Here is a 23,852-nt window from a genome sequence, read left to right as displayed (position 1 = left end):
CCGCAGTCGTTGTCCCGAAAGCAAGGTTTGCTCCAACACCATGTTAAGAAGGGCTCATGCGCCACTCCCGACGTCGAGGACAAAGAATCGCCGTACTGGCGACGGTCCTCGGGACGATCCTTCTTCTTGCAGGCGCATACATGGTGTTCGTGGAAAACAACGATGAACCGAGCACCGAGGGGCCGACCGCACCGAAGGTGAGTGTCCAGCCGATCCAACCGCCGCGCGATGAGATCCCCGAGGGCTTCGAGAAGTTCTTCGAAGCCGGTGGAGGAACCACCACTGTCACCGGAGATCCACTGAAGAACGCGGGCACCGGCAACACCATCTATGAGGTGACGATCACTCTGCGGGGAAACGGACCATTCAAGTACATGATCCGCACCCAGGCCGGAGACAGCACACCGATGTCGTCAAGCAGCACGGTGACGATCACCAAGCGACTTCGCGGACCCCGCGCCGTCGCCCAGGCTTTTGTGCAGGCTCTCGGCACGTCCGCGACGTGCACCATCGCGATTGACGGCAAGGTCGTCAGCTCAGCCACCGCGTCGAAGCGCTACCAAGTCACCGGCTGTACCGGCTGATCACTCCCTGGCCTCCAGGCGGGCGGACACCGCGACCGCAACCACAGCGGTGAGCATCGCCAAGACGAACACGAGGACGTAACCAGTCATCGCATGGCTCGTGAGCAGGATCGCAAAGACGACACTTCCGATCGCCAACACGATCGACTGAACCGCAGCATCACTGGTCTGCATCGCAGCACTGTTGACGCCCTGCTCTCCTGCCGCCGAATGGTCGAGCAGCAGGACACCGAGCGTCGAGGCTGCCATTCCCATTCCGAGGCCAGCGATGCTCCAGATCGCTGCGATCAGTACGACGGGCACGGCGTCAACGAGGCTCAACGCGCCGGCAGAGGTGCCGATCAACACGCAAACCGCGCCGACCCTGACTCTCAGCACCTTGGATGAGAGTGCGGGGACATTGGCTGCCACCCACGAACCCGTGAACCACAGCACCGCTGCGCTGGTCAGCAGTAGGCCTGCCTGCGAAACACTCAGTCCGCGGTGCTCCACAAGGGAGAGCGGCACGTACGTCTCCGCGCCGAAGAACGCTGCACTCAGCAAGCTTCGTGCTGCGATGACGCTCGGCAGGCCTCGACGCCCCAGCCAGGTGCCTCGAGGAAGAAGCCGGGGCCCGTACGCAAACGTCAGCGCGAATCCAGCGACCAACAAGACCGGCCACAGAGCGAACCCACGCTGTCCCGACAAGCTCATGCCAAGGATGCCGGTCGCCGTGAGCGTGGCCCACCAAACGCGTCGGTGATCGCTCGTCACGCCAGCATCGCCCTTGACGCGACGCACCGCGTCCCAGAACAGCGCCACTGAGCAGACCGCGATGAGCGGAACGCTCAGGAACACCCAGCGCCAGCCGATGTGGTCAGCGATCATTCCGGCGATCACTGGCCCGACCAGCCCCGGCAGTAGCCACGCGCTCGTCATCACAGTCCAGACTCGGGCGCGCATTTCGTCGGGAAATACCGAGCCAATGACGACATAAAGTCCGACACCCACGAAGCCGGTGCCAAGGCCCTGCACGCAGCGACCCAAGAGGAACACCTCCATGTTCGGGGCTGACCCGGCACCCACGAGTCCGAGCACGAAGATCCCTACGCCAGCGAGCAAACCTGGGCCGGGCCCTTGTCGATCGATCATCGGGCCCGCGATCGCCATCGTGATCACGGCGATTGCTGTGGGAGCGGCGAAGGCGAGCGCGTACAGGCTCAGTCCATCAAGGTCTTTCGCAACGACCGGCATGACCGTGGCAACGGCCAGCGACTCGAAAGCAATGAGGAACGCCAGGGCGAAGATCCCCGCGACAACACGTCCGTACGGACCAAGCCACAGGCGTTCGCGTTCAGTCGCGGTCTCAACAGTCATGAGAGGTATCAGACAACCTGAAGCACTGTTAAGGTCAAACCCGACACCAAAAGTGTTGGGAAGCGGTGGGAGGCTGGATCCATGGCCAGCACTCCCCCGCTCCTAGCGGAGGATCCCCGCGCCTCGTTCGTCGCTGGAGCAAAAGCTGGCATTCCGTACGCCGCCGTTGGGCTTCTTCTCTCTGCGTCGTTCGGTGTCATTGCTCGGGATGCCGGATTCTCAGTCGCGGCGGCCATCATCATGTCGGCCATCGTTTTTGCCGGTTCCGCCCAGTTCACCGCGGTTGCGATTCTCGTCGGCGGCGGCACTGCCGGAGCAGCGATTGCCGCGGCCGCGCTGATGAACTCACGATTCCTGCCGATGGGTATCGCTCTCGGTCCATCGTTGCCCGGTCCGCCTGCGCTCCGTGCTGCCCAGGGGCAGACGGTCGTCGATGCCTCGTGGGCCATGGCCAATCGCGGCGACGGGACATTCGACCGGTGGTTCCTGTTCGGCTCAACGGCTCCGCAATACGTCTGCTGGGTCGCGGGAACCACACTCGGCGCGTTTGGCGGAGACCTCCTCGGCGACACCTCTCGGTTCGGCCTCGACGCGATCTACCCGATGTTCTTCCTGGCCCTACTGATCTCCGAGATCAAGAACCGTCGCGCTGCGGGCATCGCGCTCGCGGGATCCGTCGTTGCCCTCTCACTGGTCGAGGTCACTCCGGCGGGCGTACCGGTGCTGGCCGCAAGCCTCGTCGCACTGTGGGGTCTCCGCCAGAAGAAGACGGCATGACGAGCACAATCTGGTGGACCATCGCGGGCGCGACGGTGGTCACGGCACTCATCAAGGGCTTCGGCCCCGTCGTGATGGGTGGCCGTCAGCTGTCGCCGCGCATCAACGGCGTCATCACGCTGATGGCGCCCGCGCTCCTCGCGGCACTCGTCGTCACCAGCATCCTCGCCGACGGCGATCGATTGCACGTGGGAGCCGATTTCGTGGGAGTTGTCGCAGGTGGGGCACTGATGATCTGGACGCGCGCCGGCGTACTCACCGCTGTTCTGGTTGCAGCGGGCGTGACCGCAGCGATTCGCTTCTTTGGCTAGCCAGACCTCAAGTACCGTTCAGGTCATGAGCAATGCCTCCCTCCGCCATCGCGAGCTGACGCCCGGCGAAACAGCCGAACGAGCGGGAGTCGCCGTCTCGGCGCTCCACTTCTACGAGCGCGAAGGTCTGATCACGAGTCGACGTACGGCCGGCAACCAACGCCGCTATCACCGCGACGTGCTGCGACGTATCGCGTTCATTCGCGTGTCGCAGAGTCTCGGTATCTCGCTCGCCCAGATCGAGCAAGCCCTGACGTCGCTCCCCAGCGGTCGAACCCCCACCAAAGCCGACTGGGCTCGCCTATCGGCACGCTGGCGGCCTGAGCTCGATGCTCGGATCGATCAGCTCGAGCGCCTGAGGGACACACTGGACGGGTGCATCGGCTGCGGGTGCCTGTCGCTCAAGAGCTGCGCTCTCTACAACTCCGATGACGGGCTCGGAGGCAACGGTTCTGGTGCTCAGCGACTTGTACGCCGACCAGTCAGCGCCTGACTTGGGCGCAAAGCCACAACGACTGTTTCGCTCCTCTCGACGGACTGGAGCCTCACGCTCTACCTTCTGTGCAGGGGCTTGAGGAGGCGACATGACCGGCAGAGCTGCGCTCGGGCCCGTCGACGTCGATGACGAGACGTTGGCCGAGATGTTGTCGGCCGACGGCATCATCGAGTCGAACGTCGAGGACGTCGACTACGGACTGACGACCTTGACGACCGGCGAACGGTGGTGGGTCAGCGGGACAGCCCGACAGGACGGCGCGGACGTGCCTTTCCGTCTGTTCGTGAAAGTGGTGCAATCCGCGCTGCGCTCACCCGCCCTCTCCGGCATACCTCCCCAGTTCCACCACGCCATCGCGGACGCACTCCCCTGGCACATCGAACCGAATGCGTACCGAAGCGATCTGGAGACGCGCGTGCCGGATGGAATGCGCATCCCCAAGGCCTATCGCGTGGCGGAGATTGACGCCGATTCTTGCGCGTTGTGGCTCGAGGCAGTCGAGCACGACGACAAACCCTGGGTCCTTGAGCGCTATCGAGACGCAGCCGCGATGCTGGGTCGATTTGCCGGATCAGCTTCAGTGGCTGCCATCGACACTGAGCTGACCCATCCCGCAGGTCCGCACCAAGCACGCCTCTACTTCGAGACTCGATTGAATGACCAGTTCGTCAGCGCGTACGAACAGGGCGGAGTCTGGGATCACCCCGCCGTCGCAGCCCACTTCGGTGGTGATCTCAGGGCGCGCCTCATGTCCTTGATCGCGGCTGCCCCGGCACTGATTGACGAAATCGAAGCACTCCCCCTGCTCAATGCTCACGGGGATGCGGCCCCTCAAAACCTTCTGGTCGTGCCCGACGGGTTCTGTGTCATCGATTGGTGCTTCTGGTTCCGCACCGCTCTCGGATTCGACCTGAGCCAGTTGGTCTACAGCGAGATCGACCTCGATCGGTCTGACGCGTCGACCTTCCGCGACATCCAAGGCGCCTCGCTCGTCGGCTATCGGGAAGGGCTCGCAGACGAAGGGGTCGAGATCAGCGAGGCCGAGCTCAAGCGCGCTCACACCATCCAGCTGGCCATCGCGCACGGGATCTCGGCCGTTCCGCTTGAGCGACTCGGCGATGAGCCATCGGCCGTCGAGGCGAGCGTACAAGCGCGCGCCACCGTCCTACGGCACGTGCTGGACGACCTCGGGTTGTAGTTCAGCCCAAGTCGAGGGCGAGCAGATCGTCCTCAGTCTCACGTCGCACGATCACGCGCGCTTCGCCATCGCGTACGGCGACGACTGCTGCTCGGGGAACGTGGTTGTAGTTGCTGGCAAGCGACCGGCAGTAGGCACCCGTACCAGGCACGGCCAGCAGGTCACCGGCTCGTACGTCGCTGGGCAGGAACTCGTCCTTGACCACGATGTCGCCCGACTCGCAGTGCTTGCCGACGACACGGCTCAGAATCGCTGCAGCGTCCGAGCTGCGTGACGCGAGCGTGCAGGAGTAGTCGGCGCTGTAGAGCGCAGGACGGATGTTGTCGCTCATGCCGCCGTCGACCGACACGTAGCGTCGCGACGCTCCGCCATCGAGGGCAACGGTCTTCGTCGTGCCGACTTCGTAGAGCGTGAAGGTCGACGGTCCGGCGATGGCTCGACCCGGCTCGATCGAGAGCTGCGGCACCTCGATCCCCATGGCAGCGCATTCGTCGTCGACGATCTTGAGCATGCCGCGGGCGAGGTCTTCGGGGGTCGAGGGATCATCCTGCGTCGTATAGGCGATGCCGAAGCCGCCGCCGAGATCGAACTCGGGCAGCGCGACGCCAAGCTCCTTCTGGATCTGCGCGTGCAGGCGGAGTACGCGGCGGGCCGCGACCTCGAAACCATCTGTGACGAAGATCTGCGAGCCGATGTGGGAGTGCAGTCCGAGCAGCTTGAGGCCCGGCGCGGCGAGCACGCGGCGTACGGCGTCGAGTGCGTCGCCACCGGAAATGGAGAAGCCGAACTTCTGGTCCTCGTGCGAGGTCGAAATGTATTCGTGCGTATGAGCCTCGACGCCAGCGGTCACCCGGATCATGACCGGAGCGGTCACTCCGAGCTCAGTTGTAAGAGCCGCAAGACGCTCAATCTCCTCGACCGAGTCGATGATGATGCGGCCAACGCCAATCTCAAGCGCACGGCGGAGCTCAGCGACTGACTTGTTGTTGCCGTGCAGGCCGATGCGCTCGGGTGGGAACTCGGCCTTGATCGCGACCGCGAGCTCGCCACCGGTGCACACGTCGAGGTTGAGGCCCTCCTCGGCGATCCACCGGGCAGCAGCGACGCAGAGGAATGCCTTGCCGGCGTAGAACACGTCAGCGTCGGGGAATGCTTCCTTGAAGCTGCGCGCGCGACGTCGGAAGTCGTCTTCGTCAACGACGTAGGTCGGCGTGCCGAACTCCGCAGCGAGGTCTGTCGCCGACTCGCCAGCGACGGTCAGGACTCCATCAACCTTGGAGACGTTGGACGCCCAAAGGTGCGGGACGAGCTCGTTGGGGTCTTCGGGCGTACGGAGCCAGGCCGGTCCGCGATCTCCGGACTGACCGTGCAGAGCACCCGCTTCGTGTGACCGCATGGCTACATCCTCTCCGGGGCCGAGACACCCAACAGGCCAAGACCGTTGGCGATGACCTGTCGCGTTGCAGCGACCAGCATGAGGCGAGCGCGGTGAAGATCGGTCGGCTCCTCGTCGCCCTTCGGCAACACGTGGGCGACGTCGTAGAACTTGTGGAACGCCGCAGCGGTGTCCTCGAGGTAGCGCGCCACGCGGTGCGGCTCGCGCAGCTCGGCAGCGCGCGCGACCACCTTCGGATAGTCGGCGAGCGAGCGAAGGAGTGCACCCTCCTGCTCGACCGCGAGCAGGGACGGATCGAAGCTCGACTCGTCGAGCACGACGCCAAGGTCGACCGCATTGCGGATGATTGACGAAAGCCGCGCGTGCGCGTACTGGACGTAGTAGACCGGGTTGTCGCTGTCCTGCTTGGCCCACAGGTCGAGGTCGAGGTCGATCGAGGAGTCCATCGAATAGCGCGCCAGCGCGTAGCGGGCTGCATCGACGCCAATCGACTCGACGAGGTCCTCCATCGTGATGACGGTTCCGGCGCGCTTGCTCATCCGCAGTGGCTCGCCGTCGCGTACGAGATTGACCAGCTGGCCGATCAGGAGCTCCAGGTTGACCTTCGGGGTGTCGCCGAAGGCAGCGCACATCGCAAGCATCCGCGACACGTAGCCGTGGTGGTCGGCGCCAAGCATGATGATGCAGCGGTCGAATCCGCGCTCGCGCTTGTCGAGGTAATAGGCGAGGTCGCCGGAGATGTAGGCGGGCTGACCGTCGGATTTGATGACGACACGGTCCTTGTCATCGCCGAAGTCAGACGTACGCAACCAGGTCGCGTTGTCCTGCTCGTACATCATCCCGAGCTCCTGCAGCCGCTTGATGGCGCGATCCACGGCGCCGGACTCGTGCAGGTCGTTCTCGTGGAAATAGACGTCGAAGTCGACGCCGAAGTCATGCAGGCTCTTCTTGATCTCCGTGAACATCAGGTCGACGCCCTCGGCACGGAACGTCTCGAGTGCCTCGTCATCGGGCAGCGTCGCCGCGTCAGGGTGCTTGGCGATCACGGTCGCGGCGATATCGGAGATGTACTGACCGCCGTAGCCGTCCTCCGGCGCTTCTTCGCCGCGTGCGTCGGCGAGCAGCGAGCGGGCGAACCGGTCGATCTGTACGCCATGGTCGTTGAAGTAGTACTCCCGCGTCACCTCTGCGCCGATCGCCGCGAGGATGCGGCCGAGCGAGTCGCCGACGGCCGCCCAACGTACGCCGCCGATATGAATCGGTCCCGTGGGGTTGGCGCTGACGAACTCCAGATTGACCCGCTGACCTGCATAAAGGTCACTCGTGCCGTATGCCTCGCCGGCCGCGACGATCTGCGGCGCCAAAGCACCTTGAGCGCCAGCAGCAACCCGGATGTTGAGGAAGCCGGGACCGGCGATCTCTGCACTGGCGATGCCGTCGGCGCTGGTCAGCGCGTCAGCGAGCAGCTGGGCGAAGTCACGCGGATTCATACCTGCGTTCTTGGCCAGTCGCAGCGCGATATTGGTCGCGTAGTCGCCGTGCTCGCGGACCTTGGGACGCTCGACGAGCACCTCGCTCGGGACACCATCGGGCAGCACGATGGTGCCCGCCTCGCTGAGCGAGGAAAGGGCACCGACGATTACCGCAGAAAGCTGCTCGGGAGTCACCGGTCAAGACTATCGGCCTCAGGCGCTGTCCCTTAAACGCGGACGACCCGCAGGGCTGCGCTCGCCTCCGAAGAGTAGGAGCACGGTCCGAGTGGACTACTCGGATTCCCTGCGGGTCGGGTGGCTGCGGGTTTTGCGCCGCCGCCGGCAAGCCTTGCGGCTAGCGGACAGCCACCTCACATGTCCAAGAGCTATTCATTCCTGGGACCACCTCCTCTCCGTGTACGAAAACCGTACGTCCGGGAAGGGCCGCATTCAAGGATGTTTGAGTCGCTCAATGACTTCGCTGACCGTGTCGACCATGAAGTCGGGGTCGAAAGGCTTCGTGATGTACGCGTCAACGCCAGCGTCCATGCCCCGCTGGATGTCCGCGGGGTGGCCTTGAGTGGACACCATGATGATGGCGATCCCCTCATGGCGCGGATCGGCCCGGATTGCCGCGACAGTCGCAACTCCATCCATGCGCGGCATCATCACGTCGACCGTGATGGCATCCGGCATCTCGGTTGTACGGCTCAAAATCTCGAGGCAGTCGACGCCATCGACCGCCTCGTCGACGTCGAATCCGGCGAGCTCCAAATTGGTCCGGATGAGGAAGCGAATCGAGGCGGTGTCGTCGACGACGAGCACTCTGGGCACGGGATTCACGGTAGCCCCCGTGCGATAGGCTCACACGGCAGTTGGCCCCATTGGGCCCCCGTAGCTCAGGGGATAGAGCGCCGCCCTCCGGAGGCGGAAGCGCAGGTTCGAATCCTGCCGGGGGCACGTGACTTCAAGCAGTGCAGGCCAGGTGGCGATTGTTACGGGGTCAAGCGACGGAATCGGATTCGCCACGGCCCAACGACTGCTGCAAAGCGGAGCCACAGTGGTGGTCAACGGGCGCGACCTGGCCAAGCTGGACGCTGCGTGCGCACGGCTCGAAGAGTTCACCGGAGAGCAGTCACAGGTCGTCGGCGTCGTTGGCGATGCCGCGGACGAACAGACCCTTGATCAGCTGATCATCACTGCTGAATCTCTAGGTGGCGTCCACATCGCTGTGGCCAATGTCGGCGGCGGCACGGTGGGTGTCGGCGTCGATGACCTCACCAGAGAAGCCCTGCAAAAGATGTGGGACTTCAACGTTGTTTCGACAGCCTTGCTCATCCAACGCGTCGCTCCGGTCATGCGGACTCAGGGCTACGGACGAGTTGTCACCGTTTCGAGCTTTGCCGGGCGCAGATACGGACGAGTCTCGGGCCCCGACTACTCGGCCGCGAAGGCCGCGGTCAGTGGCCTCACGCGCCACGCCGCAGCGGAACTAGCTCCGTTCGGAGTCACGGTGAACTGCGTCGCGCCAGGGATCATCGCGACCTCGAGAGCGCTGGGCATGGTCGCCGAGAAGAATTCTGAGTCAACCGACTCTCAGACGACTCCGATCGGACGCATGGGTACGCCTGACGAAGTAGCCGCGGCCATCGCATTTCTCGCGTCGCCCGACGCTTCCTTCATCACCGGCGTCACCTTGGACGTCAGTGGCGGAGCGTTCATGGGCTAGACGGCATCCTGGGGAAGTCACTCAGAATTCTGTCGACCCTCGTCGTGGGCGTCCCAGTCCACGCGGGAACCGTGTTCTCGCCGAGCCAGGCGTTCAGCACCCATGCGACTTCATCGAAGCCCAAGTGGAGGCGCCCCGACGTACCCCCGGAGAACCTCGGATTGAGCTCGATGATGTGCCAACCCGTCGCGTCATGTCGGAGCGGGACGCTGAGGGGACCCAACCAACCAGCGCTGGCAAGCTGATCACTGAGAGTGTCCGCGAACGCCTGGAAAGCCTCGTCGGCGATTCGATTGACGCCTTCGACACGACCCAACCGTTGATCAGCGGTGAAGCAGAGCGGCCTCATCGCTGTGCCGTTGGGACCGATGACAACCGTCACTGCCGGCGTCGCCTGGACGGGGATCTCCCAGAACAGCGGGAGGCCATCGTTGAGGTCGAGGGAGAGCGCCGCTGTGCTCGGCGGGTCGATGAACGGCTGCACGATGTAGCCCGGCTGTTCCAGCGTGCGCCCGAGTTGAGCCTGATCAAGGACCACCCTCACCCCGAGCGACGCGCTCCCGGCGCGAGGTTTGGCAATCAAGGGGAAGCCCCATTTCGCCACAAATTCGTCTACATCGGCGGACGTCGCGACATCCGTACAGATGGTTGGGGCGAACGGGATGCCCCGGTCGGAGCACCAGAGGTAGGTCAGCCACTTGTCGCGAGTCATTCGGACCAGCTCAAAACTCGGCCCTGGGACAACGATGCGTGATTCGGGATCTTCGTTGGCCTGCGCCAGGAAGAGGGCATCCGGATCCCGGCAGGGAATCACCAGGTCAGCTCCGACTCGGTGTGCAAGCGACTCGACTGCTGGAAGGAACTCAGCCGACTCGGTCTGCGGAAGTACGAACTGTTCATCGCACTCCTGGACTGTCGGGCCACTGGGATCTGCGTCGCCTCCGACAATCCGAAGGTTTTCGCGGCGACCCGACAGTGCATCCAACACACCTCGCCCGACCAACGAGCCTGCGCTGGTGAGCAGGATGGTTTTCAACTCAGATTCCTCCGACAGCGGCTGATGAAGATTGGAAGTGGGCGTCTACCAACGGAATGCCAGTTGGGCCAGCCAACTCATCAGGCAATTCAACCGGACAATCGACCAGGAGAACTTGCGGACCGCTCCCCGTTTCGAGATGCGCAACGACATCATCCAGCAAGTGGCGGTCGGTTGACCCATGTGGAGTGACTGGAATGTTGAACGCGGCACAGAGCCGTTCCCAATTCACCTGAGGTAGCTCAAGACCTACGTTGTCCTGGCTGCGTACGTTGCCCTGTCGGCTCCCCAAAGTGCCATTGGTTGCGATCACGACGATCGCTGGGACTCGGTGTGACGCGAGCAGTGCCAAGTCCGCTACCGCTCCTAGCGCGGAGCCGTCACCCAGTACGACGAGGAGCGGTCTGCCCGGATGGGCGTAGGAGGCACCGAGCGCCGCGGGAAGCGACCAGCCCATCGGCGTGAGCACGTCAGTCATCAAACATTCGTGCCCCCGATTGGCCAGGGCAACTGCCACTGCACGGTGCGAGGTCCCAGCATCAGCAACCGCAATCGATGTCGGGACTCGCCGGGCAAGCTCAACCAGGAGCCTGGGAAGCGGCGAGGCGAACTCCTCGACAGTCGGCGCGACTGGTCGGCTGTTGGCCCCGTTGGCACTGGCTTTGAAACCTTCGAGCTCGTGAAACGATGCGATCACTGTGCGCTCACCAGGAACCGACTGACTGAGTTCCGCCCCAGGAAGCAGGGCCCACCTGACATTCGGAGCCGAGGACGCCATGAACCCGACCCTGCCCAGCCAAACGTCTGGGTCTGAGCGCGGAAATGAGTCGAAACCCGATGTCGTGACAGCACCTACTCCGGATTCTCGAACCCACTTCTCGGCTTCACCACGTGCTTGGTGGAACTGCCCTGGCAGCACAGCGGCGAACAGGGCGGCGCGCTCTGCGGAGTCGCCTTCGTTCTCCATCGCGGGCCCGGAAACTGCCTCGACCGCATCGCGAATCTCAAGGCGGCCATCCTGGGCAGACGCCACACCGATCTTGGTGCCCGGTATGAGCAGCGGTTCGATGCTGCGCGCCCAGTAGCGGTCCACCAGCACCATCGCGTGCTGGCCCGAACTCGCTGCGAACCCCTCCGCGACGAAGCCAGCGGCTCTTTCGCTTGAGGCAACCACGACAGGTGGGCAATCAGATTCGTGAGCCAGTTCCCTGAGTGTCTGATCGACGCCAATCGAGGGATACGTGGCGATCAACGACGCGGAACAAAGGGCATCCAGGCCCTGTGCTCGATCGGTCATGACGCCTCGCAACTCTTGGACTCGTGGATCCGACAGTTTCCCGTCCCGCAGACCCTACCGACGCCGAAGGCGCTGGGAGTCGGAAGCGCAGTTCGAGTCCCGCCGGGGGCACCACCCCCATCGCGAGCGCAGCGCTTAGAGCTCAACGGGCACACCTAGACTTTCGCGCGTGACGATCATCGGGACGCCTCTGTCGGCCAACGCGACGCGTGTACTCCTCCTCGGCGCGGGTGAGCTCGGCAAGGAAGTCGTGATCGAGCTGCAGCGCCTCGGTATCGAGACCATCGCGGTAGACAGGTACGCCAACGCCCCGGCGATGCAGGTTGCACACCGCAGCCATGTCATCGACATGCTCGACCCCGTCGCGATCAGGGCCGTCGTCGAGCAGGAGCAGCCTCACTGGGTGATCCCGGAGATCGAGGCGATCCACACGCCGACCCTGCTGGAGCTTGAGGCAGAGGGCGTGACCGTGGTGCCGACGGCCCGCGCGACCCGACTCACCATGGATCGCGAAGGCATCCGACGACTCGGTGCCGAAGAACTCGGCCTACCGACCTCCCCTTACCGATTCGCTGACTCGCTCGAAGAGTTCGAGGCAGCAGTCGCTGAGATCGGCACCCCCTGCGTGGTCAAACCCGTGATGTCGTCGTCGGGCAAGGGGCAGTCAGTGGTCCGCGAGCCCGCCGACGCCGCCACGGCCTGGGACTACGCGCAGGACGGTGGCCGCGCCGGCGCAGGTCGCGTGATCATCGAGGGCTTCGTCGACTTCGACGAGGAGATCACGCTCCTGACGGTCAAGCACGCGGCGACCGACGGCGGGCCCGACGAAATCTCGTTCTGCTCACCCATCGGGCACATCCAGATCGACGGCGATTACCGGGAGTCCTGGCAGCCACAGGCGCTTGATCCCGCAGTACTGGACCGCGCGGAGCAGGTGTCGGCTGCCGTCGTCGCGAACCTCTGTGGAGAGACTGGCCGCGGGCTCTTCGGCGTCGAGCTCTTCATTCGAGGCAACGAGGTCATCTTCTCTGAGCTCTCCCCACGGCCCCACGACACCGGGCTCGTCACCCTGGTGTCACAGGACCTCTCCGAGTTCGCTCTTCACGCCCGCGCCGTCCTGGGTCTGCCGATCCCCAACATCCGGACCCGCGGACCTGCAGCGTCGTGCGCAGTCCTTTTCGAGGGCGAGCTCGAGGCACCACAGATCGCCGGGGTCGAGGCCGCCTTGGCCGAACCCGACACGACCTTGAGGCTCTTCGGCAAACCCGCCGTGTCTGGGCGACGGCGCATGGCGGTCACGCTCGCTCTCGGCGAGGACGTGGACGCGGCCCGCGCCCGCGCCAGACGTGCTGCAGCCCATCTGCGCGTCGCAGACTGAGAAGCTCGCACGTGTAATCTTCACCAAAGGCGACAGCGCCTCACCGAGCAGCGGACTCCCTGTCGAAACACCTACGGCAGGTCTCGTATGAGCCAGCTCGATCTGGGCGTCATTGCCCACACCTCCAAGGAGAACGAACGGCGTCTGCCGTTGCACCCCCGCCATCTGGAGCGACTCACGAAGGCTGCCCGACCGCACGTGTTCCTCGAAGAGGGATACGGACGCGACTTCGGCTACTCCGATGAAGAGCTCCTCCCGCTTGTCGGCGGCATACTCCCCCGCGCAGAGCTGATCGCCACGTGCGACGTCATCCTGCTGACCAAGCCGCACGCGTCAGACCTGCTCGAGATGCGCGAAGGGCAGACGCTCTGGGGCTGGCCGCACTGCGTACAGGACACCGAACTGACGCAGGTGGCGATCGACCGCAAGCTCAACGTGATCGCCTTCGAGGCAATGAACCACTGGAGCGGTGACGGATCCTTCCTGCTCCATGTCCTGCACAAGAACAATGAGCTCGCTGGCTACTGCTCAGTCCTGCAGGCGATGGAGATCGCCGGCCTGACCGGTAACTACGGTCGCCGGCTCAGCGCCGCCGTCATCGGTTTTGGAGCCACAGCTCGCGGCGCGGTGACCGCGCTCAGTGCTCACGGGATCCACGACGTCGACATCTTCACCCAACGCGGCGTGGCCGCCGTGAGCGCACCGATCCATTCAGCGCGAATCGTGCACTTCGACCCGGCAGACTCACCGGCCGAGAGCCGCGCCTTCATCGACCAGAACTGGGTTCCGATGCCCGCGTTGTTGGCCGAGCATGACGTGATCGTCAACTGCGTGCTGCAGGACCCCAATTCCCCCATGTCATTCCTCATGAACGTCGATCTGCCGACGCTCGCCTCAGGCACGCTCGTCGTTGACGTCTCATGTGACGAGGGAATGGGATTCGAATGGGCCAAACCGACCACCTTTGAAGAGCCAACGTTCACGGTGGGAAACGGTGTGACCTACTACGCCGTCGACCACAGCCCGTCCTACCTCTGGAACTCCGCCACGTGGGAGATCAGCCAGGCGCTGCTGCCATATATGAGGACAGTCCTCAACGGCCCCAAGGCATGGGCCGCCGACGACACGATCCAACGCGCGATCGAGATCCGCGACGGCGTGATCCAGAACCCCGCGATCCTCGCGTTCCAGCATCGCAACGAGGCGTACCCGCACGCCTTTGAGTAGGACTCAGACGAGCGGCTTGCCCTTGCGCAGGCGGCGACGGAAGTCGCGCATGTAGAAGTTAAAAGGGAACTCCCGCAGGATTCGGGGACTGTGCCGCGTCACGAAGCCGACGACCTTCATGAGCCGGTCGAACCTCTTCTGCTGGCGCGCTGTCCAAGCCAGCTGCATCTCGTCTCGGAATCGCGGCGGCAGGAACCCCGTCGTGACGAAGGTGTTGAACGTCGCGAAGATCTTGCCGAGCTTGAGCGGCAGGTGCTCAAACCGGACGACCTCCATCAGGTACGCGCGGATGCGGTCGTCAATGTGAACCTGGTCGAGACCCTTCTCCCAGTACTCCTCGAACGCCTCGCGGGTTGCGGGCCACATGGACTCGCGCACCTGCAAAGTCGTACCGAGCTTTGCCGAGTGCTGATAGACCGCCTCACGGTCAGCGGGATCGATCCCGCCAACGAACAGCCGGTAGACATCCTCGACGCCGTAGTAGATGCAAGCCGCGACCCACAACTGCAGGTCTGGGTTCATGCCGTGGTACTTGACCGGGCTCTCACTGTTCTCGTCGTTGAAAACCTGGGTATGCGAGGTGTCAACGGCAGCCTTGTATGCGGCTCGCTCCTCGTCGGTCCCGTATGCGACGACCGAGAGGTAGGTCAGGGTGGTGCGCTGTCGCTTGACCGGGTGCAGGTCGATACGTCCGGACAGCACACGGCTCTCCTTGACGCCATAGCCGACGCCAGGCCAAGACAGCTGCATGATCACGTTGGCCGTACCGGCGAGCAGAGCTGCACCGAAGACTCCCTTGTGGATCTCTGGGACTTCAGTGACGGCGGTCGTGGTCATGCGATCTCTCAATCTGATTACGGGCGTGTTCAGATTCTGTCCTGCCAGCCGCCGGATAGCAAGAGATTCCACCCTCGCTTCTTGACGGGCTCCACGAGTAGCGTCGGCTCCATACCTTCGACGAGAGGCGCCACCATGCCCACACGTACAGCCCGCACCGCCTGGGACGGCGGACTGCAGGACGGTTCCGGCCAGGTTGAGCTCACCAGCTCAGGACTCGGCACGTTCGACGTGTCGTTCCCCAAGCGCGCGTCTGAGGACGGCGGTGGCGTCACCAACCCCGAGGAGCTCGTCGGTGCAGCCCATTCGGCTTGCTACGCAATGTCCCTGGCTGCCGCCCTCGGCAAGGTCAACGCAACCCCGCACTCGATGGAAGTGACGACTCACGTATCGGTCGGGATGAGCGCGGCTGGCTTGGGTCTTACGGGCATCGAGCTCGTCGTACGCGCTGAGGTCGAAGGCATCGACGATGCGACCTTCCTCGAGGCCGCGGAGTCCGCCAAGATCAACTGCCCGATCAGCAAGGCGTTGACCGGTGTGCCGATCACGCTGGACGCCGCACGCGTCACAGCCTGACGCGGTGTGAAGCCTTCGATCTCGGGACGCCTGCACGCGCAAGGGCTCGACACACCACGATTCGGCACGGCAATCGAGGTCGTACGACATCTCGGCTGTGTCCAGTCCCAACTGCACGACATGGGGCTGTGGGCTGTCGCCAAACGGACGACAGGACTCACGAAGTCAGACCTGGACGCCGCATTCGCGCGAGGCGACTTCCTGCGCACGCACGTGTTGCGACCGACCTGGCACTTTGTCGACCCGTCGGACATCCATTGGCTGCTCACGGTGACGGCTCCGCGGATCCGGCAAATGATGTCGTCGAGCAACAACACGATCGGACTCTCTCCGGACAAGCTCGATCGCAGTGCGGAGGTCATCGTCGAGGCCCTCTCAGACGGACCGCGTACGCGCCCCGAACTCGGGACCGCCCTTGCCGATGCAGGGGTGGATCCCACAGGTCACCTGATCCACATGGCCATGAACGCCGAGATCGAAGCACTCGTCGTCAACGGGCCGATGCGCGGCAAGCAGCACACGTACGTACTCCTCGACTCAGTCGTGACCGCTCCCCCGGCGCAACCACGGGACGAGCTGCTGGCCCTCATCGCCAGACGCTATGCCCGCGGTCACGGTCCAATCCGGGACAAGGACCTCGCCTGGTGGACCAGCCTGACGTTGACCGACAGTCGCCGGGCACTCGAGCTCGGTGAGCTGCGGCCGACAGACATTGACGGCGAGACCTACTGGTCGCACGACGAGCTGGTCGAGGCTGAGCAGCCCGCCGCGATGCTGCTGTCGAACTTCGACGAATACATCTCCTACGCCCGCGACCCAGGGGACTATGAACGGTTCGACGGCACTGCGGAACAGATGATGCGCAGCACCGGGCTCTTGGCCATCGACGGCCAGCTCGCAGGTCTGTGGACCCGAACCATCAAGTCGAAGGCGGTTACGATCACGGTCCGATGCTCACCACGCGTGACTACGGCGATCAAGCGCGCGCTGGAGTCTGAGGCGGCGGCGTTCGGCCGCTTTGTCGAGCGTGAGCCTGAGTTGCAGATCACGGACTGAACACGCCCACCAAACTCGCCAGAACACGCCCGAACGCGGCGTCATCGTGGCAATCTGAAATGCGAGCCAACCGGCGTCATAAGCGCTGGGCTCGCGCGTTACCCTTGTAAGCGAAGTTTTCACATGCGTTTCAGCACTTAGCCGGAAGAGGCGATCGAGGCAGTGGCCAACTCCTCACCAGACCACACAACCCCTGATTTTGGAACGAATCAGTGGCTCGTAGAGGAAATGTACGAACGCTTTCAAGAGGACCCGACTTCGGTCGATCCGACCTGGGCGACATTCTTCGAGGATGGCCCTCCGCCGTCGACCAACGGCAACACGCCGGAGGCCGTCGCCGTTGCCACCGTGACGCCTGAGGCGCCCGCCGCCACGCCGGCCGCTTCCACACCGGCCCCTGCAGCCACGGCGGCTCCAGCCGCCCCAGTTGCGCCTGCTGCGCCTGCTGCGCCGGCTGCCGAAGCGCCCGCAGCACCCGCCAAGCCCGCAGCTCCTGCCGCGACCCCAGAGGCGCCCGCAGCCGAGAAGGTCGGGCCCGGCGAGGTCGGCAAGACCGTCCTCAAGGGTGCAGCCGCTCGCACGGTCCAAAACATGGATGCCAGCCTCGCGGTCCCGACCGCGACAAGCGTTCGTTCGATGCCCGTCAAGTTGCTGTTCGACAACCGCGTCGTGATCAACAACCACCTGGCGCGTGCGCGTGGTGGCAAGGTCTCGTTCACACACCTCATCGGTTGGGCCATCGTCCAGGCCATCAAGGCCATGCCGGCCATGAACACCGGCTATGAAGTCGACGAGAAGGGCAAGCCCAACCAGCTCAAGCCCGAGCACGTCAACTTCGGTCTCGCGATCGATCTGCAGAAGCCCGACGGAAGCCGCACGCTCCTCGTTCCCTCGATCAAGGCCGCGGAAACGCTGACGTTCGCCCAGTTCTGGGCCGCGTACGAAACCATGGTCACCAAGGCGCGCAACAACAAGCTTGAAGTCTCCGACTTCCAGGGCACCACGGTCAGCCTGACCAACCCCGGCGGCATCGGCACCAACCACTCGATCCCTCGCCTCATGCAGGGCCAGGGCGTCATCGTCGGCGTCGGATCGATGGAGTACCCGCCCGAGTTCCAGGGCGCCTCCGAGCACACGCTCGCGCAAATGGCGATCTCCAAGATGATGACGTTGACGTCGACGTACGACCACCGCGTCATCCAGGGTGCGCAGTCCGGCGAGTTCCTCAAGAAGGTCCACGGACTGCTCCTCGGTGAAGACGAGTTCTACGACAACATCTTCCGCGCGCTCAAGATCCCGTACGAGCCCATCCGCTGGGCACAGGACATCGCCGTCAGCCACGACGACGAGGTGCACAAGCAGGCTCGCGTTCTGGAGCTCATCCACGCGTTCCGAGTGCGCGGCCACCTCATGGCCGACACCAACCCGCTCGAGAACCACGCACGCAGCCACCCCGATCTCGACACCGCGAGCCACGGGCTGACCCTGTGGGACCTCGATCGAGAGTTCGCCACCGGTTCGTTCGGCAACGGCAAGCGCTTCATGAAGTTGCGCGAGATCCTCGGCATCCTGCGCGACTCGTACTCCCGCACCATCGGCCTCGAGTACATGCACATCGACGACCCGGCCGAGCGCGCCTGGTTCCAGGAGCGCATCGAGCGCCCGCACACCAAGCCGCCGCGCGAAGAGCAGCTGCGCATCCTGCAGAAGCTCAACCAGGCCGAGGCGTTCGAGACGTTCCTGCAGACGAAGTTCGTCGGGCAGAAGCGGTTCAGCCTCGAAGGCGGCGAGACGACGGTCCCCGTCCTCGACGAAATCTGCGAGGCTGCCGCGGCCGACGCGCTCGACGAAGTCTGCATCGGCATGGCTCACCGTGGTCGCCTCAACGTCCTCGTCAACATCGCTGGCAAGCACGCCAGCCAGGTGTTCCGCGAGTTCGAGGGCAATATCGACCCGCGTACGGTCCAGGGCTCCGGCGACGTGAAGTACCACCTCGGCGTCGAGGGTGAGTTCACCTCCGGTTCCGGCGACAAGATCAAGGTCTCCGTCGCGGCCAACCCGTCGCACCTCGAGGTCGTTGACCCGGTGCTCGAGGGCATCACTCGCGCCAAGCAGGACCGTCTCAACCGCGGCACTGACTACCCGGTTCTTCCGGTCCTCGTGCACGGCGATGCCGCGTTCGCTGGCCAGGGTGTCGTAGCCGAGACGCTCAACCTGTCGCTGCTCCGCGGCTACCGCACCGGCGGCACAATCCACCTGATCGTCAACAACCAGGTCGGCTTCACGACGTCACCGTCGTCCTCGCGCTCGTCGCAGTACTGCACTGACGTCGCCCGCATGATTCAGGCGCCCATCTTCCACGTCAACGGCGACGATCCCGAAGCCTGCATCCGCGTGGCACACCTTGCGTACGAATACCGCAAGACGTTCAACAAGGACATCGTGATCGACCTCGTGTGCTACCGCCGCCGCGGTCACAACGAGGGCGACGATCCCAGCTTCACCCAACCGCTGATGTACGACACGATCGAGAACAAGAAGTCGGTGCGCAAGCTCTACACCGAAGCTCTGGTTGGTCGTGGCGACATCACGCTCGAAGAGGCCGAAGCGGCTCTGACCGACTACCAGGCACAGCTCGAGCGCAACTTTGCCGAGGTCAAGGAAGCCGCGGCCGATCCCGGCTACTCGCGTACACCTGACTACCCCGAGAAGCCTGAGCACTCCGGCGAGCTCGTCACCGCAGTCACGCCCGAGATGCTCAAGGCGATCGCGGATTCCTACACGAACGTGCCTGAGGGCTTCACGGTTCACCCCAAGGTGCTCCCGCAGCTCCAGCGTCGTGCTGCGTCGATCACCGCCGGCCCGATCGACTGGGGCACTGGCGAAATCATCGCGATGGGCTCGTTGCTTGCCGACGGCCGTCCCGTACGCATCTCCGGCCAGGACACGCGTCGAGGCACCTTCGCTTCGCGGTTCGCGACGATCATCGATCGCGTCAACGCGAACGAGTGGACGCCGCTGACCAACGTGACCAAGGATCAGGCCACGTTCTACGTCTACGACTCGCTGCTCAGCGAATACGCAGCGCTCGGATTCGAGTACGGCTACTCCGTCGCACGTCCCGAGGCGCTCACGATGTGGGAGGCGCAGTTCGGTGACTTCATCAACGGCGCTCAGTCCGTCGTCGATGAGTACATCTCCTCCGGTGAGACCAAGTGGGGCCAGAAGTCTGGCGTCGTGCTGCTTCTCCCGCACGGCTACGAAGGCCAAGGTCCCGACCACTCGTCGGCGCGTATCGAGCGCTTCCTCGAACTGTGCGCGGACAACTCGATGACTGTCGCCCAGCCGTCGACACCCGCGTCGTACTTCCACCTGCTGCGCCGCCAGAACCTCGAGAGCGAGCACCGTCCGCTGATCGTCTTCACGCCGAAGTCGATGCTCCGCAACAAGGCCGCGACCTCGCAGCCTGAGGACTTCACCAGCGGCACGTTCCGTCCGGTGATCGGCGACGATTCGGTCAACACCGCATCGGTCGAACGTGTTCTGGTCTGTTCCGGCAAGATCGCCTGGGACCTGTTCGCCGAGCGCGCCAAGCGTGAGCACGAGGCATCACGTACTGCCATCGTGCGACTCGAGCAGATCTACCCGCGCCCGACGGCCGAACTCAACGCAGAGATCGCCAAGTTCCCCAACGCGCGCGAGATCCGCTGGGTTCAGGACGAGCCCGCCAACCAGGGCCCCTGGCCGCACATCGCCCTCAACTTCATGGGCGAGTTCGACGGCCTTCCGCTGTCGCGGGTGTCGCGTCCGGCGTCGTCAGCTCCGTCTGTCGGTTCGCACGCACGCCACGTCGAGGAGTTCGAGGCGCTGATGGCGCAGGCATTCGCCTGATCGTCTGATGTACTTCACCGACCGCGGGATCGAAGAGCTTCAGAGCCGGCGAGGTGACGAGCAAGTCACCTTCGCCTGGCTCGCGGAGCAGCTCAGCACGTTCGTCGATCTCAATCCCGACTTCGAGATCCCCGTCGAGCGCCTGGCCACCTGGCTGGCCCGCCTCGACGATGACGAGGATTAGTCACACGCTCCTGACAGGCTTGTCCCGTGAACTTCGACCAGCCTCCCGTCGTACGAGTTTCTCGTAGTTCGCACGCCGAGCTCACCGCTGGCGAGTGGCCTCGGACGATTCCTGCCGCGGAGCAGCTGCTGAAGGATGGTCTCGACCTGGGGCCTGGAGTCACGTTCCTCGTAGGTGAGAACGGATCGGGCAAGTCGACTCTCGTTGAAGCGATAGCGGTTGCCTACGGGCTGTCACCCGAAGGCGGCAGCGCCCACGGCCGACACGAGACGCGAAGCACCGAGTCCCCGCTTCACCGCGACCTGCAGATTCAGCGAGGCATAGGGACGGGCCGTTGGGGCTTCTTTCTGAGGGCCGAGACCATGCACGGCTGGTACACGTACATGGACGACTACGGCTCCCCCACCGAAGCCGACTATCACGCCATGAGCCACGGCGAATCCTTCCTCGAGGTGCTCAACAGCAAATTCGACTCGCCGAGCTTCTACTGCCTCGACGAGCCCGAGGCTGCGCTTTCCTTCCGGTCGACCCTCACCCTGATCCGGGTGCTGCACGACATTGCCGCGGTGGGTGGACAGGTCCTCTGCGCGACTCACTCGCCCGTGCTCGCCTCCATGCCAGGCGCACGCATACTCGAAATCGGCGACTGGGGAATCCGCGAATCAACCTGGGACGAGCTAGAGCTCGTCAAGCACTGGAAGGCATACCTAGACGCTCCGATGCGCTATCTCCGCCACACGCTGGCGGATGACTAGAGCGTCAGGACGATCTTGCCGAAGACGCTTCCGTCGATGACCGATGCGAGACCCTCGGCGGCATCCGCCATGGGGAGCTCACGGTCGATCAACGGCCTGGTGCCGGTGACGTCCATGAACTGCGCCAACGCATGAAGCTCATCACGGGTGCCCATCGTCGAGCCGTGGACGCGCATCTGCTGGAAGAAGATCCTGGTCAGCTCCGCATGTGACGGGGCATCGCCCGACGTCGCACCGGCAATCACGATCGTGCCGCCAGGGCGCATCGACTTGACCGAGTGTGACCACGTGGCGGCTCCAACCGTCTCGATGACGGCATCGACCTTCGACGGCAATCGGGCACCGGACTCAAAGGCTTCATGGGCACCGATCTCGACGGCACGGTTGCGCTTGTCCTCATCGCGACTGGTCGCGTACACGCGGAATCCAGCTGCCCGCGCCAAGGTGATGGCCGCTGTCGCGACTCCGCCACCGGCGCCCTGCACCAGAACGGTGTCGCCCTGCCTGAGATCTGACTGGGTGAACAACATCCGGTACGCAGTCAGCCACGCCGTGGGTAGGCAGGCGGCCTCGGCGAAGGAGAGTCCCTCTGGCTTGGCCACAACGTTGCGCTTCGGCACCGTGACACGTTCGGCGAACGTTCCCTGGTGACGCTCCGAGAGCAGCGACCTCTTGGGGTCGAGTGTCTCGTCGCCGCGCCACGACGGATCGCTGATGACCGCATGTACGAGGACCTCGTTGCCGTCCTCGTCGAGACCAGCAGCGTCACATCCAAGAATCATCGGGAGGCGATCAGCCGGCAGGCCGACTCCGCGCAGGCTCCACACATCGTGGTGGTTGATGGATGCGGCCTTGACCGTGACGGTCGTCCAACCGTCGGGCACCTCAGGCTCGGGGCGCTCCCCTACGACGAGGCCATCCAGCGGCGCGTCGGGGTTGATCTGGTCTGCATAGACGGCGAACATCCAGCTCCTCGGGAAAGTGAGTGCGTTGGGGCGTCAGTATGGCCGACGCGCGAGACCCTCGCGCCGGGCGGTGTCGGTCACGGCACGCGCCACTGTCGCTGCGACCCGCGGGTCGAACGGCGATGGAATGATGAACGACTCGGTGAGTTCGTCGCCGACGAGATCGGCAATTGCCTGAGCTGCCGCGAGCTTCATACCTTCGGAGATGCGCGTCGCACGTACGTCGAGCGCTCCGCGGAAGATGCCCGGGAAGACCAGCACGTTGTTGATCTGGTTGGGGAAGTCCGAACGCCCGGTCGCAACAACGCGTGCGTACTTGTTGGCGATGTCGGGATGAATCTCAGGTTGCGGGTTGGCGAGTGCGAACACGATCGCGTCAGGAGCCATTGATGCGACGGCTTCCTCGGGAACGGTGCCGCCAGAGACGCCGATGAAGACGTCAGCGCCGGACAGTGCGTCCGACACCGAGCCGGGACGCGCCCAGTCAGCCGTCTCGTCGGCGAGCCACTGCTTGACCTCGTCGAGCTGGCCGCGGCTGGAATGCACCACGCCGCTTCGGTCGACGATCGCGATCTTGGTGACGCCTGCGGTCTTGAGGATCTTGGTGATCGCAACACCGGCTGCACCAGCGCCGGAGATGACAACCTTGACGTCCTCGATGTAGCGATCTGTGACGCGCAGGGCGTTGAACAGAGCCGCGAGAACGACGACCGCCGTACCGTGCTGATCGTCGTGGAAGACGGGGATGTCGAGGCGCTCGATGAGACGGCGCTCGATCTCGAAGCAGCGCGGGCTGGAGATGTCTTCGAGGTTGATGCCGCCGAACGACGGAGCGAGTCGGACGATGGTCTCGACGATCTCGTCTGGGTCGGTGGTGGCCAGGGCGATCGGAATCGCATCGACACCGCCGAACTGCTTGAACAGCACGGCCTTACCCTCCATGACAGGCATGGAGGCTGCGGGTCCGATGTCACCGAGGCCGAGAACGGCGGTGCCGTCAGTAACAACGGCGACAGTGTTGGACACCCAGGTGTATTCGTGGGCGACCTCGGGATCAGCCGCAATGGCCTCACACACCTGAGCGACGCCGGGTGTGTAGGACATGGAGAGATCGTCGGCATTGTTCAGCGGTACGGTCGCCGTGATCGCCATCTTGCCGCCGCGGTGCAGCGCAAAAATGGGGTCTTCGGGGTCCGGTGCCGGTGTATGCACGTCGATATCTGTCGCAACCATTGAATGCCTCGGGAAGTTGAAAGCTAGTGACGGGACCGATCAGATCGCCGATGCGGCAGTTGGCCGCTCATGGGTACCCGCACTGAAGGGGTGGTTTG

The 23,852-nt window shown here is 64.2% G+C and carries 22 protein-coding genes and 1 tRNA gene; 14 read left to right on the top strand and 9 right to left on the bottom strand.

Annotated elements, in window-relative coordinates; translation table 11 throughout:
• Positions 1–56: 56 nt before the first annotated feature.
• A complete protein-coding gene (locus J2X11_RS06445; protein ID WP_309968199.1) occupies positions 57–584 on the top strand; it encodes a hypothetical protein in 528 nt (175 codons plus the stop codon).
• Here J2X11_RS06445 and J2X11_RS06440 read toward each other — a convergent pair whose 3' ends face one another.
• Complete coding sequence (locus J2X11_RS06440; protein ID WP_309968196.1) at positions 585–1,940, bottom strand: MFS transporter; 1,356 nt, start codon at positions 1,938–1,940, stop codon at positions 585–587.
• 81 nt (positions 1,941–2,021) lie between these two features.
• Here J2X11_RS06440 and J2X11_RS06435 point away from each other — a divergent pair, with 81 nt between their 5' ends.
• The 4 genes from J2X11_RS06435 to J2X11_RS06420 all read left to right on the top strand — a co-directional run bounded on the left by J2X11_RS06435 (position 2,022) and on the right by J2X11_RS06420 (position 4,722).
• Positions 2,022–2,717, top strand: a complete 696-nt coding sequence (locus tag J2X11_RS06435; protein WP_309968194.1) for an AzlC family ABC transporter permease — start codon at positions 2,022–2,024, stop codon at positions 2,715–2,717.
• Positions 2,714–3,028, top strand: coding sequence for an AzlD domain-containing protein (locus J2X11_RS06430; RefSeq protein WP_309968191.1), 315 nt, complete (start codon positions 2,714–2,716; stop codon positions 3,026–3,028). The genes J2X11_RS06435 and J2X11_RS06430 overlap by 4 nt, the downstream gene beginning before the upstream one ends.
• 25 nt (positions 3,029–3,053) lie before the next feature.
• A complete protein-coding gene (gene soxR / locus J2X11_RS06425) occupies positions 3,054–3,521 on the top strand; it encodes a redox-sensitive transcriptional activator SoxR (protein WP_309968188.1) in 468 nt (155 codons plus the stop codon).
• A gap of 91 nt (positions 3,522–3,612) precedes the next feature.
• Positions 3,613–4,722 carry a phosphotransferase gene (locus J2X11_RS06420; protein ID WP_309968185.1) on the top strand — a complete coding sequence of 370 codons (1,110 nt, stop codon included), beginning with the start codon at positions 3,613–3,615 and terminating at the stop codon, positions 4,720–4,722.
• Position 4,723: 1 nt separating this feature from the next.
• Here the strand turns inward: J2X11_RS06420 and lysA are convergent, their stop codons facing one another.
• From lysA to J2X11_RS06405, 3 genes are all read right to left on the bottom strand, one after another.
• A complete protein-coding gene (gene lysA, locus J2X11_RS06415) occupies positions 4,724–6,118 on the bottom strand; it encodes a diaminopimelate decarboxylase (protein WP_309968182.1) in 1,395 nt (464 codons plus the stop codon).
• A 2-nt stretch (positions 6,119–6,120) separates the two neighbouring features.
• On the bottom strand, positions 6,121–7,785 hold the full coding sequence (gene argS / locus J2X11_RS06410) for an arginine--tRNA ligase (RefSeq protein WP_309968179.1): 1,665 nt from the start codon (positions 7,783–7,785) through the stop codon (positions 6,121–6,123).
• Positions 7,786–8,040: 255 nt separating this feature from the next.
• On the bottom strand, positions 8,041–8,424 hold the full coding sequence (locus tag J2X11_RS06405) for a response regulator transcription factor (RefSeq protein ID WP_309968177.1): 384 nt from the start codon (positions 8,422–8,424) through the stop codon (positions 8,041–8,043).
• Between the two features lie 54 nt (positions 8,425–8,478).
• Here J2X11_RS06405 and J2X11_RS06400 point away from each other — a divergent pair.
• Together J2X11_RS06400 and J2X11_RS06395 are read left to right on the top strand one after the other, a co-directional pair.
• Positions 8,479–8,550 (top strand) — tRNA-Arg (locus tag J2X11_RS06400).
• 25 nt (positions 8,551–8,575) lie between these two features.
• Complete coding sequence (locus J2X11_RS06395) at positions 8,576–9,319, top strand: SDR family NAD(P)-dependent oxidoreductase (RefSeq protein WP_309968174.1); 744 nt, start codon at positions 8,576–8,578, stop codon at positions 9,317–9,319.
• Here the strand turns inward: J2X11_RS06395 and J2X11_RS06390 are convergent.
• Complete coding sequence (locus tag J2X11_RS06390) at positions 9,309–10,355, bottom strand: ATP-grasp domain-containing protein (RefSeq protein WP_309968170.1); 1,047 nt, start codon at positions 10,353–10,355, stop codon at positions 9,309–9,311. The two genes, J2X11_RS06395 and J2X11_RS06390, sit on opposite strands and share 11 nt — an antisense overlap.
• 1 nt (position 10,356) lies before the next feature.
• Entirely contained in the window at positions 10,357–11,652 is a 1,296-nt protein-coding gene (locus tag J2X11_RS06385; RefSeq protein WP_309968166.1) for a thiamine pyrophosphate-dependent enzyme, read from the bottom strand.
• Between the two features lie 169 nt (positions 11,653–11,821).
• Between J2X11_RS06385 and purT the strand changes: the two genes are divergently transcribed.
• Together purT and J2X11_RS06375 are read left to right on the top strand one after the other, a co-directional pair.
• A complete protein-coding gene (gene purT / locus J2X11_RS06380) occupies positions 11,822–13,030 on the top strand; it encodes a formate-dependent phosphoribosylglycinamide formyltransferase (protein WP_309968162.1) in 1,209 nt (402 codons plus the stop codon).
• Positions 13,031–13,117: 87 nt separating this feature from the next.
• Positions 13,118–14,257: a N(5)-(carboxyethyl)ornithine synthase gene (locus J2X11_RS06375; protein WP_309968159.1), complete on the top strand. Its 1,140-nt coding sequence runs from the start codon at positions 13,118–13,120 to the stop codon at positions 14,255–14,257.
• Between the two features lie 3 nt (positions 14,258–14,260).
• Here J2X11_RS06375 and J2X11_RS06370 read toward each other — a convergent pair whose 3' ends face one another.
• Entirely contained in the window at positions 14,261–15,094 is an 834-nt protein-coding gene (locus tag J2X11_RS06370; protein WP_309968156.1) for an oxygenase MpaB family protein, read from the bottom strand.
• Between the two features lie 135 nt (positions 15,095–15,229).
• Between J2X11_RS06370 and J2X11_RS06365 the strand changes: the two genes are divergently transcribed.
• The 5 genes from J2X11_RS06365 to J2X11_RS06345 all read left to right on the top strand — a co-directional run bounded on the left by J2X11_RS06365 (position 15,230) and on the right by J2X11_RS06345 (position 21,556).
• Positions 15,230–15,670: an OsmC family peroxiredoxin gene (locus J2X11_RS06365; RefSeq protein ID WP_309968151.1), complete on the top strand. Its 441-nt coding sequence runs from the start codon at positions 15,230–15,232 to the stop codon at positions 15,668–15,670.
• A gap of 6 nt (positions 15,671–15,676) precedes the next feature.
• Positions 15,677–16,726, top strand: coding sequence for a winged helix DNA-binding domain-containing protein (locus J2X11_RS06360; protein ID WP_309968148.1), 1,050 nt, complete (start codon positions 15,677–15,679; stop codon positions 16,724–16,726).
• A gap of 162 nt (positions 16,727–16,888) precedes the next feature.
• Positions 16,889–20,617 carry a multifunctional oxoglutarate decarboxylase/oxoglutarate dehydrogenase thiamine pyrophosphate-binding subunit/dihydrolipoyllysine-residue succinyltransferase subunit gene (locus J2X11_RS06355; RefSeq protein WP_309968145.1) on the top strand — a complete coding sequence of 1,243 codons (3,729 nt, stop codon included), beginning with the start codon at positions 16,889–16,891 and terminating at the stop codon, positions 20,615–20,617.
• A 7-nt stretch (positions 20,618–20,624) separates the two neighbouring features.
• Complete coding sequence (locus J2X11_RS06350) at positions 20,625–20,801, top strand: DUF6104 family protein (RefSeq protein ID WP_309968142.1); 177 nt, start codon at positions 20,625–20,627, stop codon at positions 20,799–20,801.
• Positions 20,802–20,827: 26 nt separating this feature from the next.
• Positions 20,828–21,556 carry an AAA family ATPase gene (locus tag J2X11_RS06345; protein ID WP_309968139.1) on the top strand — a complete coding sequence of 243 codons (729 nt, stop codon included), beginning with the start codon at positions 20,828–20,830 and terminating at the stop codon, positions 21,554–21,556.
• Here the strand turns inward: J2X11_RS06345 and J2X11_RS06340 are convergent.
• Positions 21,553–22,521: a zinc-binding dehydrogenase gene (locus J2X11_RS06340; protein ID WP_309968136.1), complete on the bottom strand. Its 969-nt coding sequence runs from the start codon at positions 22,519–22,521 to the stop codon at positions 21,553–21,555. The two genes, J2X11_RS06345 and J2X11_RS06340, sit on opposite strands and share 4 nt — an antisense overlap.
• A 33-nt stretch (positions 22,522–22,554) precedes the next feature.
• Complete coding sequence (locus tag J2X11_RS06335; protein ID WP_309968134.1) at positions 22,555–23,754, bottom strand: NAD(P)-dependent malic enzyme; 1,200 nt, start codon at positions 23,752–23,754, stop codon at positions 22,555–22,557.
• Between the last annotated feature and the right edge of the window lie 98 nt (positions 23,755–23,852).

This window comes from Aeromicrobium panaciterrae, assembly GCF_031457275.1.
Taxonomy (GTDB): Bacteria; Actinomycetota; Actinomycetes; order Propionibacteriales; family Nocardioidaceae; genus Aeromicrobium; species Aeromicrobium panaciterrae_A.
This window is presented reverse-complemented; position numbering and strand designations above follow the sequence as displayed.

Bases quoted from the DNA above. Each gene is read 5' to 3' on its own strand.
- J2X11_RS06445 (WP_309968199.1), top strand. From the start codon at position 57: ATGCGCCACTCCCGACGTCGAGGACAAAGAATCGCCGTACTGGCGACG.
- J2X11_RS06440 (WP_309968196.1), bottom strand. From the start codon at position 1,940: ATGACTGTTGAGACCGCGACTGAACGCGAACGCCTGTGGCTTGGTCCG.
- J2X11_RS06435 (WP_309968194.1), top strand. From the start codon at position 2,022: ATGGCCAGCACTCCCCCGCTCCTAGCGGAGGATCCCCGCGCCTCGTTC.
- J2X11_RS06430 (WP_309968191.1), top strand. From the start codon at position 2,714: ATGACGAGCACAATCTGGTGGACCATCGCGGGCGCGACGGTGGTCACG.
- soxR (WP_309968188.1), top strand. From the start codon at position 3,054: ATGAGCAATGCCTCCCTCCGCCATCGCGAGCTGACGCCCGGCGAAACA.
- J2X11_RS06420 (WP_309968185.1), top strand. From the start codon at position 3,613: ATGACCGGCAGAGCTGCGCTCGGGCCCGTCGACGTCGATGACGAGACG.
- lysA (WP_309968182.1), bottom strand. From the start codon at position 6,118: ATGCGGTCACACGAAGCGGGTGCTCTGCACGGTCAGTCCGGAGATCGC.
- J2X11_RS06385 (WP_309968166.1), bottom strand. From the start codon at position 11,652: ATGACCGATCGAGCACAGGGCCTGGATGCCCTTTGTTCCGCGTCGTTG.
- J2X11_RS06375 (WP_309968159.1), top strand. From the start codon at position 13,118: ATGAGCCAGCTCGATCTGGGCGTCATTGCCCACACCTCCAAGGAGAAC.
- J2X11_RS06370 (WP_309968156.1), bottom strand. From the start codon at position 15,094: ATGACCACGACCGCCGTCACTGAAGTCCCAGAGATCCACAAGGGAGTC.
- J2X11_RS06365 (WP_309968151.1), top strand. From the start codon at position 15,230: ATGCCCACACGTACAGCCCGCACCGCCTGGGACGGCGGACTGCAGGAC.
- J2X11_RS06350 (WP_309968142.1), top strand. From the start codon at position 20,625: ATGTACTTCACCGACCGCGGGATCGAAGAGCTTCAGAGCCGGCGAGGT.
- J2X11_RS06340 (WP_309968136.1), bottom strand. From the start codon at position 22,521: ATGTTCGCCGTCTATGCAGACCAGATCAACCCCGACGCGCCGCTGGAT.
- J2X11_RS06335 (WP_309968134.1), bottom strand. From the start codon at position 23,754: ATGGTTGCGACAGATATCGACGTGCATACACCGGCACCGGACCCCGAA.